The sequence below is a fragment of the Lysobacter sp. CA196 genome, assembly GCF_052078695.1.
Taxonomy (GTDB): domain Bacteria; phylum Pseudomonadota; class Gammaproteobacteria; order Xanthomonadales; family Xanthomonadaceae; genus Lysobacter.
In genome coordinates this window covers 11,744-27,812 of record NZ_JBQJIN010000008.1, presented here as the reverse complement: position 1 = coordinate 27,812, position 16,069 = coordinate 11,744, and the positions used below count along the sequence as shown (strand labels likewise).

Below are 16,069 nucleotides of genomic sequence, written 5' to 3'. Positions count from 1 at the left end.
CATGCAACGCAGTCATATCGTCACCGGGGCCAACGGCTACCTGGGCTCTCACCTCGTGCTCGAACTGCTGCTCGGCCAGCCCGAGGCGCATGTCGTCTGCATCGCCCGCAGCGATGGCGGTGCAGCGCGGCAGCGGGTCGTCACCGCGGTGCGCCTGGCCGCGCAAACCTGCGGCCAGGCCTTGCACGCAGACGCACTGACGCGTTTGCAAGTGGTGAGCGGCAACCCCTTGCGGCCCGAACCCGACCTCGCCGAACGCATCGCCCAAGCCGTCGCCGGCCGCGGCGACGCCACCTTCTGGCACGTCGCCGCGACCGTGCGCTTCACCGAATCCGAAGCCGGCGAACTCGAACGCATCAACACCCAGGGCGCGACCCACGCACTGGAACTGGCGATCGCCGCCGGCTGCAGCGACTACAACTACGTCAGTACCGCCTATGTCTGCGGCGACCGCAGCGGCGGCATCGCCGAACGACTGGAGCCGCAGGCGCCGGCCACGTTCTCCAACCCCTACGAGCGCAGCAAGTTCGAGGCCGAGCGCCGCATCGTCGCACGCGCCGAGGCCGCCGGCCTGGCCTGGCGAGTCCTGCGTCCCAGCATCATCGTCGGCCATTCGCGCACCTGGCTCAGCGCCAGCGACAGCGGCCTGTACAAGTTCTGCGAACTGCTGGAAGAGTTCTGGTCGTCGCAGCGCGGTGCCGCGGCGCCGCGCAGCCTGCGCTTCGCCGCACCGGAGAACGCGCACCTGAACCTGGTGCCGGTCGACGTGTGCGTGGCCGAGATGCTCGCCATCGACGCCAACCCGGCCAGCCGCAGGGGCATCTATCACCTGGTCTCGGCCACCACCGTGCCGACCGCCGACTTCCTGTCCAGCGTCGCCGAGGCCACCGGCGTGCCCCTGACCATGGCGAGCGCGCAAGAACTCGCCGAGCAGCCGCTGTCGCGGCGCGAAGTCGAGTTCGCCCGCCGCGTCGCCCACTACCGTCCTTATTTGTACGGCGACAAGCGCTTCGAGCGCACCGCCAGCGTGGGCGCCTGCGGCGGCGACCTGCAGGCCGGCCGGGGCGTAGACCGGCAGGCGGTGCTGTCGTGGCTGCAGGCCTTTCTCAAGCGCAGCCGGGTGCACAGCGACGCTTCGCCGGAGGCGCGTCTGTTCACCCAGCAGCGTGCGCTGCCGGCGCACTTCAACGTCACCGAGCATTTGCTGACCGGCGCAGCGCGCGCCTACCCGGACAAGATCGCGATCCGTCACGAAGGCGGCGAGATCCGCTATGTCCAACTCGCCGAACGCATCGCCGCCTGCGCGCGTCGTTTATCGGCGGCCGGGGTGCATTATCAACAGCGGGTCGCGCTGATCTCCCACGACGGCATCGAGCACGTCGCAACCTTGCTCGCGGTGATGCACCTCGGCGCAGTCTGCACCCTGATCAATCCGCTGTTGCCGGCGCGCGACATCGCCGGGTTGCTCGAACAGGCCGAGGTGAGCCTGGTCGTCGCCGACCCCATGGCGCGGCAACGCTTCGCGGAGATCCACCCGGCCGCACCGGTACTGCCGCTGGAAGCGGTCTGCGCCGCGCCGACCGGCGCCGAGTGCGAACCGCTGCTGGCCTCGCCGACCGGGCCGCTGGACCACGCCTTCGCGGTGTTCACCTCCGGCTCGGTCGGCCAGCCCAAGCTGATCGAACACCGGCACCTGGACCCGATCGTCGCCACCGAACGCTACGCCGCGCACCTGCTCGACCTGCGGGTCAGCGATGTGTTGTTCTCGGCGTCGCGCACCAGCTTCGCGTTCGGCCTGCAGAACCTGTTGATCGCCCTGCTCAAGGGCGCGACCGCGGTGATCGCGCCGCAGAAGATCTCGGCCGCGGTGGTCGCCGAGCTGATCGTCGCCGCGCGCCCGACCGTGATGTTCGCGGTGCCCACCGTGTATCAGTACCTGCTCGACGACGAGGCGCTGTCGGGCCGGATCGAAGGGCGCAACAGCCTGCGCCTGTGCATCGCCGCCGGCGAACGCCTGCCGCAGGCGGTGGCGACGCGCTGGTTGCAGCGCCACGGCATCCGCCTGCTCGACAGCCTGGGTTCGACCGAAGCCTTCTCGACTTATCTGAGCAACGTCGCCGACGGCGACTACCAGGGCTCGACCGGCAAGTTGGTGCCGGGCTTCGATGCGGTGCTGCGCCATCACGACGGCCGCCCCTGCCGCAAGGGCGAGCGCGGGGTGATGTGGCTGCGCGGGCCGTCGCTGTCGGTGTCGCGCCAGGACCGCAACGCCGGCAGCCGGTTCCACGGCGGCTGGTACTGCACCAACGACGTGTTCTGGCGCGATGGCGACGGTTACTTCCACTTCTGCGGCCGTCACGACGAGATGTTCAAGGTCGCCGGGCAGTGGGTCTCGCCGCTGGATCTGGAAGAAGTGCTGCTGAGCCATCCGCTGGTGCGCGAAGCGGCGATCACCTCCAGCGCCGACGGCGTCGCCACCGAGGACGCCAGCACCCTGCGCACCAAGGCCTGGGTGGTGTCCGACCAGGCCTCGCCGGACCTCGCCGAGGAACTGCGCACCCTGTGCAAGACCCGCCTGGATGCGCGGCGCTATCCGCACCTGGTCGAGTTCGTCGACGCGTTGCCGCGTACCAGCACCGGAAAACTGCAGCGCGCGCCGCTGCGCAGGCGCGCCGAGGAACAGTCGGCCGCTGCGCACACCGCCGAAACCCTCCCCGCCTGAGGTAGACCCCATGCTGTCCCGATTGAAGTTCATCTTCGATGGCGGCCTGACCGTCGCCAACGCGCTGGAGAAGTCGATCGCCGTCTATGGCGAAGACTTCGAAGTGCTGCGCTTCTCCGGCTCGCTGGAACGTTTCGGCGTCGGCGGGCGGGCCATCACCACCGGACAATTGCGCCGGCTGTCGGACCGGCTGTCGCAGACCCTGATCGACCTCGGCCTGAAACGCTACGACCGGGTCGCGATCTATCTCGACAACGGCGTCGAGTACCTGATCTATTCGCTGGCGATCATGCGCGCCGGCGCGATCACCGTGCCGATCAACGGCGGCATGCGCAGCGAAGACCTCAACGCTTACCTCGACTACACCGGCGCGCGCCTGGTGTTCATCGACCGCGAGCGGCTGCCGCGGCTGGACGCCGATGCCCTCGCGCAGGGCCGCCGCGTCGCCATCGTCACCGACGCCGTGCAGGCCGATGGCGCCGGCAAGGTAGCCCTGAGCGAATGCCTGGCGCCGCGCGCCGACGGCTTCGCGCCGGTGCGCATGCACCAGCACGACGACGTCATGATCGTCCATACCTCCGGCACCACCGGCTTCCCCAAGGGCGTGCTGCACGGCTCCTACAGCCTGGTCCGCGCCACCAAGGGTCAGCTGATGATCCAACCGATCACCCGCAACAACCGCATCCTGCTGGCCTCGCCGACCAACCACCACATCACCCAGGCCAGCATCGTCAGTTGCCTCGCCGCCGGCGTGCCCGGCTACGTGCCGGCGAAGGAAACCCCCGAGCAACTGCTGTCGATCATCGAGCGCGAGCGCTGCTCGCTGATCCTGTCCTTCCCCGACGTCTACCAGGGCATGTGCGACGCCGGCCTGTCGCGCTTCGACCTGTCGCACGTCAAGGCCTGGATGGCCGGCGGCGACTCCAGCCACGAAGTGCACATCCGCCAGCTCACCGCGCACGGCTCGATGGCGCGGGTGTTCGGCAAACGCCTGCTGAGTTCGATGTACCTGGAGTTCTTCGGCACCTCCGAGGTCGGCTTCGCTGCCTTGATGAAGGCCAGCTTTTCCTTCACCAAGCGCTACGACCGCTATGTCGGCAAGCCGACCATGGTCAGCCCCAAGGTCATGATCGCCGACGAAGACGGCCGCGCATTGCCGGTCGGCCAACCGGGCCGCCTGATGGTCAAGGGCCCGACCTTGTTCAAGGGCTATTGGAACGCCCACGACCGTTTGCACGGCGTGCATTTCGACGGTTGGTGGTGGACCGGCGACGTCGCGGTCAAGACCCGCGGCGGCGGCTACTACCACCTCGACCGCGAAGTGGATTCGATCCGCGTCGGCGACGGCCGCGTGTACTCGCTGCAGTGGGAGGAACGCATCCTCAAGCACCCGGCGGTGGCCGACGTGGCGGTGGTCGAACTGAGCCGCGCCGACCGCAGCACCGGCGCCGGCGCGGTCATCGAATGCCGCCCCGGCCAGCCGACCGACGCCGGCGCCTTCGAGACCTGGCTGCGCCAACAGGTGCCCGGCTACGACGGCCTGCGCATCGAAGTGCTGCCGCCCGGCGAACAGCTGCCGCGCGGGCTCACCGGCAAGGTGCTCAAGCGCCACGTTCGCGAACGCTACGCCTTGATGCCTGCCGTGGAGCCCGCCTCCGCCCCTGCTTCAACCTCCGCCCAGATCTGATCTTCCTATCCCTTCACCGACAAGGACTTCCGCATGAGCAGCACCGTTACCGCCATCGCCGACGCCCACGCCCCGGCGTTCGACTACGCCCCCGGCTCGATCGACTTTCCCGACCTGCCCAACGTGCCGGAAGAATATCGCCATGAGTTGATCCGGTTGATGGCGATCCAGGCTTATTCCGAAGAAAAGGCCGCCACCGAAGGCATCGAGTGGATCGCCAACGCGCCCGACTACAAGCGCCGCCGCGTGTTCGCCAAGATCATCGCCGAGGAAGCGCGGCACAGCTATCTGATCTACAACCTGCTCGAGCGCATGGGCGTACCGGAGAAGCAGGCCATCGCCATCGCCGAGGGCCGCGCCCACCGGCCGATGCACGACGCCTCGCTGGAAGGCCCGCTCAGCGTCGGCGACGAAAGCAACGAGTGGATCGACATCATGTTGAACCACATGTTCCTCGACCGCGCCGGCAAGTTCATGGTCGGCAACTTCTGCGAAGCCAGCTTCAAGCCCTGGGCCGAAGCCAACCAGACCATCCTGCGCGAGGAGCGCGGGCACATCGGCTTCGGTTTCGCCGAGCTGCGCACCTACCTGGCCGAGAAGGGCGAGACCAACGAGGCGCGGATCAAGATCTCCAACTGGTACGCCAAGGGCCTGAACTTCTTCGGCCCGCCGTCGACCTCGCGTGGCGCGCGGCTCAGCGCCTACGGCCTCAAGCGCAAGGACAACGAGACCCTGCGCAACGAGTTCCGCGCCGAGGTCGAGGACGTGTTCAACGAGCTCGGCCGCCAGGACCTGATCGAGTTGGAGAAGAACGACTTCCCCTATCGCTCCGGCAACGAGGGCTGAGCCCATGGCGCCGACGACCTCTCGCGACTTTCGCCTTGGACGCTTCAATCAGATCTACGCTCAGCTCAACCTGATCTGCAACGCCAATTCCTGCGACTGGATCGAACTGGACTCGGCGCCCGACCTCGCCCTGCTCAAGCGCGCGATCGAGCACACCATCGACCGTCACCCACGCGCGCGCTCGGTCCAGTACCAGCGCGGCGTGATCCTGGGCTGGCGCCATCTGGCCCAGCGCCTGCCGATCGAGATCGAACAGCGCAACAGCATCAACGTCGACCCGGCGCGGCTGCGCGCGGAGCTGCTCGGCAATGCCTGGAACGAACGCGTGCCGACCCGCGACGGCCACCCGTTCCGCTTCATCTACATCCGCACGCCCGAGAAACACATCCTGCAGTTCCTCACCAGCCACACCTTCACCGACGGCAAGGCCGCGCAGTTGTTCTCCGGCGACATCGCCGAGGCCTACGGCCGCCTCTCGGCCGGGCTGCCGCTCGACCCGGAAGTGGTCGAGTTGCCCGAGCACAACCACGACCGCCTGTTCCTGGCCAAGCTGCGCGGCGCCGAGGCGCTGCGCCTGGCCTGGAAGGGCGTGGCCGGTTTCTTCCACGACCTGGTCATGCCGGCCGGGCGTCTGCTGATCTCCGGCAAGCGCAGCGGCGAGACCGATGTGCTGATGATCGAGCTGCCGACGCCGATGCTCGAGGCGCTCAAGGCCGCCGGCGCGCGCCGCGGCAGCACCATCCATCCACTGTTGTTGCTCGCCCTGCTGCGCACCGCCCAGGCCGATGCCGGCCGCCAGGGCAAGCGCCTCAAGCACGGGCTGCGCATCGTCGACAACTTCAGCCTGCGCCGCTTCGTCGACGACCCGCGCGTGCACAAGCTGTACGACTGCGTGGCGGTGCCCTACACGCTGGAACTGGACCCGAACGAAGACGACGAGGCGGTGATCGAGCGGGCCAACGCGCGCCTGGACGCCTTGAAGCGCGGCGAGATCCTGTCCGAGCTGTACCGCTTCCGCCTGCTGTTCCAAAGCTCGCTGCTGCTGCCGAAGGCGGCGACGATCCGCTTCGCCGCCAACGTGCTGACCCGGGCCAACCTGATCTGCACCAACGTCGGCCCGATCGACACCCGTCTGGAGCAGTTCGGCCCGATCCCGGTGCGTACCTATTACTCGTTCCCGCAGTTGTTCCCGCCGGGCGAGGTGATGGTGCAGGTCAGCGCCTTCCGCGGCCATCTGCGCCTGGTCTATCTGTACGACAAGGGCCAGATGAGCGAGGCGCAGATGCGCGAGCGCTTCGTCTATCCGCTGATCGCCGAGCTGAGCCGCATCACCGGCGCGAGCTCCCTTCCCGAACCCATCGCCGCCCACGGCTGAGCCCCCATGCGCCCCCTGATCCTCCGCATCCTCGCCTACCCGCGCACCTGCCTGATCCTGCTGCTGGCGTTGCTGGCGCTGTCCGGCCTGGCCCTGACCCAACTGCGCTTCGACAACACGCCCGACTCGTTCTTCATGCAAGACGACCCGGCGCTGATCAAATACACCCAGTACAAGGCGGACTTCGGCAGCGACGAATACAGCTTCCTGGTGATCGATGCGCCGGCGCAGTGGACGCCGGCCTTCATCGCCGGCGTGCGCGAGCTCGGCGCGCGCATCGGCGCGATGGACAACGTCAACAAGGTCACCACCATCGCCAACGTGCGGCATATCGCCAGCGTCGACGACGGCGGCCTCGATGTCGGCCCGTTCCTCGCCGAAGGACTGGATGGCTCCGCCCTGGCCGCCAAGCGTCGCGAAGCCCTGGCCCATCCCTACTACCGCAACTTCCTGATCAGCGGCGACGGCCGCCATCTCGGCATCCTCGCCGAGACCGGGGTGCGGCCGGGCGAGATCGTCTACAAGATCGAGCTGGCCGAGAAGATCCGTGCGCTGGCGCCGGAATTCAAGCGCTTGAACATGCGCGTGGTCGGCGCGCCGATCATCGATGCCGACGTGTTCACCATCATCAACCGCGAGAGCGCGATCTTCGGCACGCTGTCCTTCATCCTGGTTTCGGCCGGGTTCTGGCTGATCTTCCGCTCCTGGGCGGTAGCCTTGCTGCCGCTGGTGGTGGCGTCCCTGTCGATCGTGGTGGCGATGGCGGTCAGCGCCCTGATCGGCGCGCCGATCGGCATGCTCACCGCGATCATCCCCTCGTTCCTGATCTCGGTCGGGGTCGGCTCCAGCATCTTCCTGCTCGCCGAGATCTATCGCCAATACGCCGCCCACGGCGACCTGCGCGGCGCCATCGTCGAAGGCTTCAGCCACTCCGCCGGCGCCAGCGCGCTGTCGGTGCTGACCACCGCCGGCGCGCTGCTGTCGTTCTCGTGGTCGGAGATCCGGCCGGTGCAGGGCATCGGCATCTCGATGGCGGCGGGGCTGATCGCGTCCTTGCTGATCGGCTGGCTGCTGATCCCGCTGGCGCTGAGCCGTTTCCGTTTGTTGCCGGATGCGCAGCGCGCGGCGCGCTTGCTCGACGGCCGGGTGCGCGGGATGCACTGGCTGGCCGGCTTCGTGACCCGGCGCTGGCGCCTGTTGCTGCTGGTGCTGGCCGGGCTGATCGCGATCGCCGGCTTCGGCGTCGCCCGCGTCACTACCGACTACTACTACGTCGGCCTGTTCAAGCCCAGCACCGACATCTACCGCTCCTACACCTACGTCGACCAGACCTTGCGCGGCGCCGCCTCGATGGAGCTGATCGTCGACAGCGCCGGGGTCGGCGGCGAATCGATCAAGGACCCGGCGGTGCTCAAGCGCATGCGCGAGCTGCAGGACCGCCTGGAAGCGCGTTATGGCGCGCTCGGGCTGAAGACCTACAGCATCGCCGACGTGGTGATGGAGATCAGCCAGGCCCTGCACGAGGGCGACAAGGCCGCCTACCGCATCCCGGACTCGCGCGCCGAGGTGGCCGAGTCGCTGATCCTGTTCGAGTCCTCCGGCACCGACGAGCTGACCCGGCTGGTCACCGGCGACTACGCCAAGGCGCGCATCAACCTGCGCATGAAGTACCGGCCCGACTCGCAGTACCAGCCATTGTTCCGCGACATCCAGGCCGAGGCCGAACGCATCCTGCGCGAGACGCCGCAGATCCGCTCGATCGAGACCACCGGGGTGGTGCCGCTGTGGTCGCGCCTGACCAACTACCTGGCCAGCAACGAGATCCGCAGCATCGGCCTGTCGTTCTTCGTGGTGCTGACGGTGATGGTGCTGGTGTTCCGCTCGGCCACGCTCGGCCTGACCATGGCCCTGTGCAACCTGGTGCCGGTCGGCATCGCCCTGGCGGTGATGGGCTTCGGCGGCGTGTTCCTGGACCCGTTCACCCTGCTGGTGTCGGCGATCGCCATCGGCATCCTCGACGACGACACCCTGCACTTCGTCAAGACCGTGGTCGACCACTACCGGCGCAAGCACGACATGGCCGCGGCCTTGCGCGACACCTTCGCCAGCACCGGCCTGGCGATGCTGCTGCTGTCGAGCGTGCTGGTGCTCGGCTTCGTCATCTACATGCTGTCGGAAGTGCAGAGCCTGGCCAAGTTCGGCGGCGTCACCGCGCTGGCGATCGGCGCCGGCGCGCTATGCGAGTTCCTGTTCACGCCGGCGGTGCTGATGGGCCTGGAGCGCGTCGGCCTGCTGCGCCATTTGTTGCCGCGCGAATCCGCCGCGGCGTCGACGACCCACACGATCCAGGAGACCCCATGATCCGTCCCCTCACCCTGCGCTTTGCCGGTGCGGCGCTCGCCGGCGTCGCGGCCACACTGGTTTCCTTGGCCTCGCCGGCCCAGGACGGCGCCAAGCCGAGCGCGCAACAGGTCTTCGAACGCAGCAACGCGATCGAGAAGGTCGCCGACTGGCAGGCCGACAGCCAGCTCGGCATCCGCCAGGGCGAGCGCGTGCGCAGCCGCGGCGGCGTGGTCTACAACAAGCTGCAGGCCGACGCCGTCGACAGCCATCGATTGTTCCGCTTCGCCGCGCCGGCCGACGTCGCCGGCACCGCGGTGCTGGTGCACGAGAACGCCGCCAGCCAGGACGACCTGTGGATCTATTTCCCCAGCATGGGCAAGACCCGGCGCATCCTGGCCTCGAACAAGAAAGACAGCTTCATGGGCTCGGACTTCGCCTACGCCGACCTGATGGCGCAGGACAGCGCCGATTTCACCCATGCCCTGCTCGCCGACGAGCCTTGCGCCAACGCGAGCTGCTACGTGGTCCAGTCGGTGCCGCGCGATGCCAAGACCGCAGCCTCGCTCGGCTATTCCAAGGTCGTCGCGACCGTGCGCAAGCACGATTTCGCCGCGGTCTCGGTGCGCTACTTCGACAAGTCCGGGCAGGAGTTCAAGCGTCAGACCATCTCCGGCCACGTCGTCGTGGCCAACCAGCCCGGCAAGCTCATCGCCACCCGCCGCGAGATGGTCGCGGCGAAGGGCGGGCGCAGCTCGGTGTTGACCCTGAAGAACGTCAACAGCAACCGCCCCCTGCGCGAAGACCTGTTCGTCGAATCGCGCCTGGGCCAGTGATGCGCCGTATGACCCTCGCCGCCGCCGTCGCCGCTGCGTCCTGCGCTTCGCTACCGGCGATGGCGCAGACCGGCGTGGACGTCGTCGTGGCGGCCGAGGCCAACGCGGAGTCCGCACAAGAGCAAGTCGCCACCGAAGACGTTTCCGAGGACGCTGCCGACGGTTTGCGCTGGAGCGGCACCGCCTCCGGCGCCGCGCTGGCCGCCAGCGGCAGCCGCGACCTCGACGACGTCGGCTCGCGCCTCGGCCTGGCGGCGCGGCTGCGCAGCGAACTGCGCGGCGAGGCCTGGCGCGGGCTGATCGAAGCCGCCGGCGGCAGCCGTCAGCTCGCCTACGACGACGCGCCGGTGCTGCGCCAGGGCTTCGTCGAATACACCCACGGCCCGCTGCAACTGCGCGCAGGGCGGCAGATCGTCGTCTGGGGCCGCGCCGACCGGCTCAACCCGACCGACAACCTGTCGCCGCGCAATATGCGCGCCCTGGTCAGCGACATCGACGAAGACCGCATCGGCACCGATCTGCTCTCGGCGCGCCTGCAGTTGCACGAACGCTGGTCGCTGGCCGCGCTGCACGTGCCGAAGCTGCACGCGAGCATCCTGCCGTCCTCGTTATGGAAGCCGGTGCCTTCGTTGCACGGCGACCGCCTTCGCGCGCCGGGCTCGACCAACGCGCTGCGCCTGGACTATGCCGGCAACGGCCTCGATGCCTCGCTCAGCGCGGTGCGCGGCTATTCCATCCTGCCTGCCTTCGCCTATGCCGCCGGCCCGCAGCTGGCGCAGGCCGAAGTGCGCGTGCTCGGCGCCGATTTCAGCGCCTCGCTCGGCGAGCGTTGGGGCCTGCGCGGCGAGATCGCCGATACCCGCTTCGAGAATCCGCCACCGGCCGGCCTCGGCGATTACTTCTATGCCGTGCTCGGCCTGGAACGCCATTTCGACGGTGGCTGGCTCGGCCTGGCCCAATACGTGCACCGTCGCGCCGAACGGACCCGTCCGGCCGCGGCCCAACCCGACTTCGTACTGCGCGCCAATCGCGCGGTGTGGTTCCAGAACCACGCCAACAGCGATGCGCTCTACCTCGGCCTGACCCGCGCACCGTTGGAAGGCGATCTCAGCGGCGACGTCGGCCTGCTGCAAACCACCCACGGCCGCGGCCGCGCCTGGTTCGCCAATCTCGAATACCGCCTCGACGATCGCTGGAGCCTGCTCGCGCGCTGGCAGCACTTCACCGGCCCGGCCGACTCCGACCTCGGCGCCCTGCGCAAGGACCGCTTGATGCTGCTGGAACTGCGCCGTACCTGGGGCTGGCAACGATGATCTGGCTCGACGGCCAGTTGGTGGAGGCCGAACACGCCAAGGTCTCGGTGTTCGACCGCGGCTTTCTGTATGGCGACGGTCTGTTCGAGACCTTGCCGGTCTACGACGGCATGCCGTTCCTGCTCGACGAACACCTGCGCCGGCTGCAGGACGGCGCGCGCACCCTGCGCTACCTCGACCCGCCGTCCGAACAGCACTGGCGTACGGCCGCGGCCGCGGTGATCGGCGCCTGCAAGGAACCGTCCTCGACCCTGCGCCTGTGGATGAGCCGCGGCCGCAGCGCCGGCCTGTCCTGCAGCGGCGCGCATCGGCCGACCTGGGTCGCCGCCTGCCTGCCGGCGCGCACGTACGAAGCCCAGGTGCATGAGCAAGGCACGACCCTGTTCGCCAGCGAGCGCATCCACCCCTTGCCCGATCAAGCGCCGACCGCATGCAAGCATGCGAACTACCTCGGCTCGATCCTGGCCTTCGACGAAGCGCAGACGCATGCCGCCGACGAAGCGCTGCTGTGCAACGCGCGCGGCCAGGTCTGCGAAGGCGCCTACAGCAACCTGTTCTTCGTGCTCGACGGCGAACTGATCACCCCGCCCCTGAGCGAGGGCCCGCTCGCCGGCATCGCCCGCGCCTGCGTGCTGTCGCTCGCCGCCGCACTGGGCCTGCGCCACGCCGAACGCCCGCTGGCCTATACGCGGCTCGGCGACGCCGAAGAAGCCTTCATGACCAATTCCCTGATCGGCCTGGCGCCGATCCGCCGTGTCGTCGACACCCGCGGCACGGTGGCCGAATGGGCCCCGGGCCCGATCACGCGCCGCCTCGGCGCGGCCTATGCCGACCTCGTCCGCAAACGCACCGGCGCGGCCTGGCCGCCCGTGCACCGCCCCTCTCACACAACGCAACGATCCTAAAGGAACGCCATGCACGTCATCGAAGACATCCATGCCCGCCCGGACGCGCCGCCCGCGCTGTGGGACGACCTGTTTCCGCCGGGCCTGCTGCTCGAACTGGAGCGCCATGCGTTCCTGCGCCGTTGCCGCGAAGGCGAGCGCGCGCTGGAGATGCTGCGCGCCTTCCTGGTCCAGCACAGCTACTACTCGGAAAACTTCACCCGTTATCTGTGCGCGCTGATGTCGCGGATGCCGAGCAACGAGGACGTGCGCGCGCTGGCCATGAACCTGGTCGAGGAAACCGGCCTCGACCGGCCCAATGCGGTCACCCACGCCGAGTTGTACCGCCGTTGCCTGGCCGAGATTGGCGTGCAACCGCGCAGCGCGCCGATCCTGGCCGAGACCTCGGCGCTGATCGAAAGCATGTTCCACTACTGCCGCTCGCCCGATCCGCTCGACGGCCTGGCGGCCCTGTGCCTGGGCGCCGAAGCGATCGTGCCGACCTTGTACGGCGGCATTCTCGACGGCCTGCGCGCGGCCGGCTACAGCAACGAGCAACTGCACTTCTTCGTCCTGCACGTCAGCGAAGACGAAGACCATGCCCTGGTGATGCGCGACATCATCAACCGCCTGCTGCAGCACCATCCGCACCGCCGGGCCAAGGTCGTCGCGGTCGGCGAAGACATGATCCGCCTGCGCATGAGTCTGCTCGACGCCGTGCTGGCACGGCATCCGACCGCCAACGGTTGAGATGCGAACGGGAGAGACCTGCGCGTCTGTCTGGTTCGCTACCGGCCCGACGCACGACCCGGGCTGCTTCTCACCTTGAAACCACCGCTACGAAGCAGCCACCGCGGCAGTCGCCGCCTGGAAAACGGCGACGCCGCGAGCCTGACCACCGCGAGGGCGAGGCGCGCTGTCGCTCAGCGCGGCAGGCGCCGGATCGGAACCGAGCTACTTGCTGGACCGATGGCCATAGCTGAGGACGCGGGTGATCTTCCAATCGCCGCCCTGCTTGCTCCAGACGATGGTGAAGTCGGCCAGGCCGTCGCAGTTGCCGCTGGCAAACTGGCAGAACCGGTGAGAGCCCATTTCAATGGCGCCGAAATCCTTGATCGGATAGACCGTCACCGAACCGGGAATGAGTTCGCGCCGGAATTTTCCGCAGACGTACTTTTCGGTATTCGCGAGCATCTCCTGCCGGGACCACGTGACGCCTCCGGTGTCGTGGTAGAACTCGACGTCCTGCGAGAAATAATCGCCATGCTTGCGCAGCTTATCCGGAGCGCTGCAGTGATTGAAGGCGTCGAATGCAGCCCAGTCCAAGGCCATGATCGTGGCGAGCAAACGACTGTCCGCAGGCTGCGCGTCGTTCGACGCTGCAGACGCCGACAGCGTCGTCGTTGCGGCGAGCATGAAGGCGCCGATCAGTTTTCCGATAGTTCTCACGCAGATCCTCGCAGTCGGTTGATGGCCTGGGCCTTCGACCCGGCCGAGCCGTGGCGGCTCCGTCCAGGGATATCGCTGGCATTCGCGTCGATGATCGGCCTCCCCGGCCAGACTCTCGTGCGGCCGCCGGGCTTTGCCCGGACCAGCCCTCGTCGACGCGCTGGAGCATAGGGCACCTCGCCGGGTCCGAATCGGCCGATGCGACGAAACCGCCCCGCCGGCGACGAAAGCGGGGGCGGAAGGGACGAACGCGGGATCGGAGGGCACCGTCGGGCGCCCTGCCGGGGGTGCCGGGGCGTCGTGGCCTCGATGCGACTGCATCGAGGCTCGCCGGTCCGCCCCACCCTCGCGCGATTACATCGTCATCGCGTTCTGGGTCCGCTGCGGGGTCTGCTGTTGGCCCTGCTGCTCGCGCTGATAGGCCAGCTGGTTCAGGCCCACGGTGCTCTGTTCCAGGCTCTGCTGTTTCGCGCCCTCGACCGGAATCCACACGTAGTTGCTGTTGCGCGGGTCGCCTTCGATCGCGAACAGCTTGGACTTGTCCCGGTTGTCGGTCGCCACCGCGTCGATGCAGGCGAGTTTGAAGTTCTTCGCCGCCAAGGTGAGCGCGCCCGCGGCGTTGTTGCGTTCGGACTCGCTCATGCCGCGGCCCACGTCCGAATTCTCCAGGCAGCCCAGGGCCTGCTGGTACAGGTTGTTGTCGCCATGGCCCGGCTGGTCCACCCGCGTCTGCGGCACCTTGTAGTCCCGTCCCAACGCGTGCAGCTCGCGCACCGTCTCGGGCGACAGCTCGTCCTCGTCGTCGTCGCTGGCGAGAAAGCCGTCGAACTCGCCCGGCTTCTCGGGCTCTTCCTCGTCGCGGTAATTGCCTTCCTCGTCCATCTCGAATTCGTGCGAGCTGTTGACGCTGCGGCCGACCAGACGCAGGTTGCTGGTCTCGTTATAGCCATCCAGCGCATCGGCCTTGCTCAGCCCGTCGGGCCCGCCGTGCTCTTCCATCTTCTTGGCCAACAGCTCGAACGGCACTTCGTGGTCGATGTCGAGCGCGTCGCGGGTGCACAACTGGCCGGAGGCCGCGCAATAGAACAGCGGCACCGGGATCACCTTGCCGCTGGTCGGGCTCTTCAAGCTCACCGTATCGACATGGGACTCCTGCAGCTTCGACTCGTACCACTTGCCCAGCACGGCAGCGTCGAAACTCAGGCCCTTGCGGCCGTCGTCGGCCGACCAGGGCTGCTCCATCGTCGTGCGCTTGCGCTTGGCGCCGTCGTTATCGGGGTCGAAACCGGGGCGGTCGGCGTCGGCATCGAAACCGAAGCGCTTCTCGACCCAGCCCTGCCATTGCTTCGAATCGGCGCCGTGTTCCTCGAGGATACGGAAAGCGGCTTCGCGCGCGCGGTTGACCGGCGCCGGCAGCAGACGCAGGTTGCTGGTGTCGTTGTACGCCATGTGCGCATCGGCGTGGCTCGCCACATTCAAAGTATCGAAGTGGTCCTTCCATTGATCGATATGATCGATATCCAGCGCATCGGCGCTGTGCCAGGTGTCGGTCTCGGCATGGTGATACAGCATCACCGAACCGGCGTCGGGCACGGTCACGCCCTGCGGCGCCATGTTCTGCTGCGCCCAGTCGTTGTGCATGTACTCGGAGGTCGAATCGTAGAAGCCGAGGCTGGACCGGGTGTCGCTGTCCTTCCAGTCCCGGTTCTGCAAGGTCTCGCCGTGCTTGGTCGGCGACTCGTTTTCCCAGTGCACCAAGGTGACCGTTTCGCCGTTGCTCAACGTCTTTTGTTCTAATCGAAAGCCCATCTCGCCTCTCCTGGTCGAAGGCGCCGCGGCGCCCGCGCCGCGAACCGGGCGCACGTCCCGGCCACAGCTGAACGACCTCAATTACGCAAAACCGAGCCCAGCCCGGCCAAGCACCGGCGTCGACGCGGCGAGCGCGCTTGCCGGCAGGCCTCTCGGCAGCCAGAGCCCGAAGTTTCTGAATAGGCAGTGGCTCTGAATAGGCAGCGACATCAGCGTGCGACTCATGCCTGCAAAGGGCTCATCCAACGAACGAGCGCGCAATCCACCGCCCACTTTGATCGCCCACTTTGGAAACGGGGGGGGCAGCGAGCGCCCAGCGCAAGCGCGAGGCCGACCGCTGCTTCAGCGCGGGGGTGCTTCTGCGGTAACGCCAGACGTCGGCCCCACCCGCATCGCTCCGACGAACTTTCCCATGACGCATGAACGCCGCGACCCATGGCGCGAGCATCATTCAAACAACGAGCGCTCACCCCATTCCCCTTGCAGAAGGAGGCGAGCGCCCAGCGCAGGTATGAGGCCGCCGTTTCTTCAACGCGGAGATTTGCTTCTGCGGTTCGGTTCACACCGCTTCAAGTACGCCCGAGCACCAAAAACACGAGCGCACGAAGCACCGATGACGAGCGGATTCATTCGCTCAGCATCAGCGGAATTTTTCGCTGCTTTCGTCGAACGCATCGACCAGAATCGATGCGAGCGTTTGCGATTACTCGACCGTTCGTCGTCTGCTGCGAACGCGAATTCCATCGCTTAACGGCCCGCTGATTCGTCCAATGCATGACCGAACGCAAGTTCGTTTTGCTCAGTCGCC

Annotated in this window: 11 protein-coding genes; 9 read left to right on the top strand and 2 right to left on the bottom strand. The window is 67.7% G+C overall.

What is annotated here, in order from left to right:
• The first annotated feature begins 1 nt into the window (after position 1).
• Genes ACTOWK_RS09600 through ACTOWK_RS09560 form a run of 9 tightly spaced genes read left to right on the top strand, consistent with a single transcriptional unit; the run spans position 2 to position 12,753 of the window.
• On the top strand, positions 2-2,722 hold the full coding sequence (locus ACTOWK_RS09600; protein WP_441329945.1) for an AMP-binding protein: 2,721 nt from the start codon (positions 2-4) through the stop codon (positions 2,720-2,722).
• A gap of 10 nt (positions 2,723-2,732) precedes the next feature.
• On the top strand, positions 2,733-4,409 hold the full coding sequence (locus tag ACTOWK_RS09595; protein ID WP_441329944.1) for a class I adenylate-forming enzyme family protein: 1,677 nt from the start codon (positions 2,733-2,735) through the stop codon (positions 4,407-4,409).
• A 33-nt stretch (positions 4,410-4,442) separates the two neighbouring features.
• Entirely contained in the window at positions 4,443-5,255 is an 813-nt protein-coding gene (locus ACTOWK_RS09590; RefSeq protein ID WP_441329943.1) for a Phenylacetic acid catabolic protein, read from the top strand.
• A 4-nt stretch (positions 5,256-5,259) separates the two neighbouring features.
• The gene (locus ACTOWK_RS09585) at positions 5,260-6,630 is read left to right on the top strand and encodes a hypothetical protein (RefSeq protein ID WP_441329942.1); all 1,371 of its coding nucleotides are present in this window, start codon (positions 5,260-5,262) and stop codon (positions 6,628-6,630) included.
• Positions 6,631-6,636: 6 nt separating this feature from the next.
• Positions 6,637-8,991 carry an efflux RND transporter permease subunit gene (locus ACTOWK_RS09580; protein ID WP_441329941.1) on the top strand — a complete coding sequence of 785 codons (2,355 nt, stop codon included), beginning with the start codon at positions 6,637-6,639 and terminating at the stop codon, positions 8,989-8,991.
• A complete protein-coding gene (locus ACTOWK_RS09575; RefSeq protein ID WP_441329940.1) occupies positions 8,988-9,806 on the top strand; it encodes an outer membrane lipoprotein-sorting protein in 819 nt (272 codons plus the stop codon). The genes ACTOWK_RS09580 and ACTOWK_RS09575 overlap by 4 nt, the downstream gene beginning before the upstream one ends.
• A gap of 8 nt (positions 9,807-9,814) precedes the next feature.
• Entirely contained in the window at positions 9,815-11,119 is a 1,305-nt protein-coding gene (locus ACTOWK_RS09570) for a DUF1302 family protein (protein WP_441329939.1), read from the top strand.
• Entirely contained in the window at positions 11,116-12,024 is a 909-nt protein-coding gene (locus tag ACTOWK_RS09565; protein ID WP_441329938.1) for an aminotransferase class IV, read from the top strand. Before ACTOWK_RS09570 ends, ACTOWK_RS09565 begins: the two co-directional genes overlap by 4 nt.
• A gap of 9 nt (positions 12,025-12,033) precedes the next feature.
• Positions 12,034-12,753 (top strand): TenA family transcriptional regulator, encoded by a 720-nt coding sequence (locus ACTOWK_RS09560; protein WP_441329937.1) that lies wholly within the window; start codon positions 12,034-12,036, stop codon positions 12,751-12,753.
• Positions 12,754-12,957: 204 nt separating this feature from the next.
• Here ACTOWK_RS09560 and ACTOWK_RS09555 read toward each other — a convergent pair whose 3' ends face one another.
• Positions 12,958-13,419, bottom strand: a complete 462-nt coding sequence (locus tag ACTOWK_RS09555; protein ID WP_441329936.1) for a nuclear transport factor 2 family protein — start codon at positions 13,417-13,419, stop codon at positions 12,958-12,960.
• A gap of 387 nt (positions 13,420-13,806) precedes the next feature.
• Entirely contained in the window at positions 13,807-15,261 is a 1,455-nt protein-coding gene (locus ACTOWK_RS09550; RefSeq protein ID WP_441329935.1) for an XVIPCD domain-containing protein, read from the bottom strand.
• Between the last annotated feature and the right edge of the window lie 808 nt (positions 15,262-16,069).

What these genes read in the sequence shown, in the direction of transcription:
- ACTOWK_RS09580 (WP_441329941.1), top strand. Translation starts at nt 6,637, where the DNA reads ATGCGCCCCCTGATCCTCCGCATCCTCGCCTACCCGCGCACCTGCCTG.
- ACTOWK_RS09560 (WP_441329937.1), top strand. Translation starts at nt 12,034, where the DNA reads ATGCACGTCATCGAAGACATCCATGCCCGCCCGGACGCGCCGCCCGCG.
- ACTOWK_RS09555 (WP_441329936.1), bottom strand. Translation starts at nt 13,419, where the DNA reads ATGCTCGCCGCAACGACGACGCTGTCGGCGTCTGCAGCGTCGAACGAC.
- ACTOWK_RS09600 (WP_441329945.1), top strand. Translation starts at nt 2, where the DNA reads ATGCAACGCAGTCATATCGTCACCGGGGCCAACGGCTACCTGGGCTCT.
- ACTOWK_RS09595 (WP_441329944.1), top strand. Translation starts at nt 2,733, where the DNA reads ATGCTGTCCCGATTGAAGTTCATCTTCGATGGCGGCCTGACCGTCGCC.
- ACTOWK_RS09565 (WP_441329938.1), top strand. Translation starts at nt 11,116, where the DNA reads ATGATCTGGCTCGACGGCCAGTTGGTGGAGGCCGAACACGCCAAGGTC.
- ACTOWK_RS09570 (WP_441329939.1), top strand. Translation starts at nt 9,815, where the DNA reads ATGACCCTCGCCGCCGCCGTCGCCGCTGCGTCCTGCGCTTCGCTACCG.
- ACTOWK_RS09590 (WP_441329943.1), top strand. Translation starts at nt 4,443, where the DNA reads ATGAGCAGCACCGTTACCGCCATCGCCGACGCCCACGCCCCGGCGTTC.
- ACTOWK_RS09550 (WP_441329935.1), bottom strand. Translation starts at nt 15,261, where the DNA reads ATGGGCTTTCGATTAGAACAAAAGACGTTGAGCAACGGCGAAACGGTC.
- ACTOWK_RS09585 (WP_441329942.1), top strand. Translation starts at nt 5,260, where the DNA reads ATGGCGCCGACGACCTCTCGCGACTTTCGCCTTGGACGCTTCAATCAG.
- ACTOWK_RS09575 (WP_441329940.1), top strand. Translation starts at nt 8,988, where the DNA reads ATGATCCGTCCCCTCACCCTGCGCTTTGCCGGTGCGGCGCTCGCCGGC.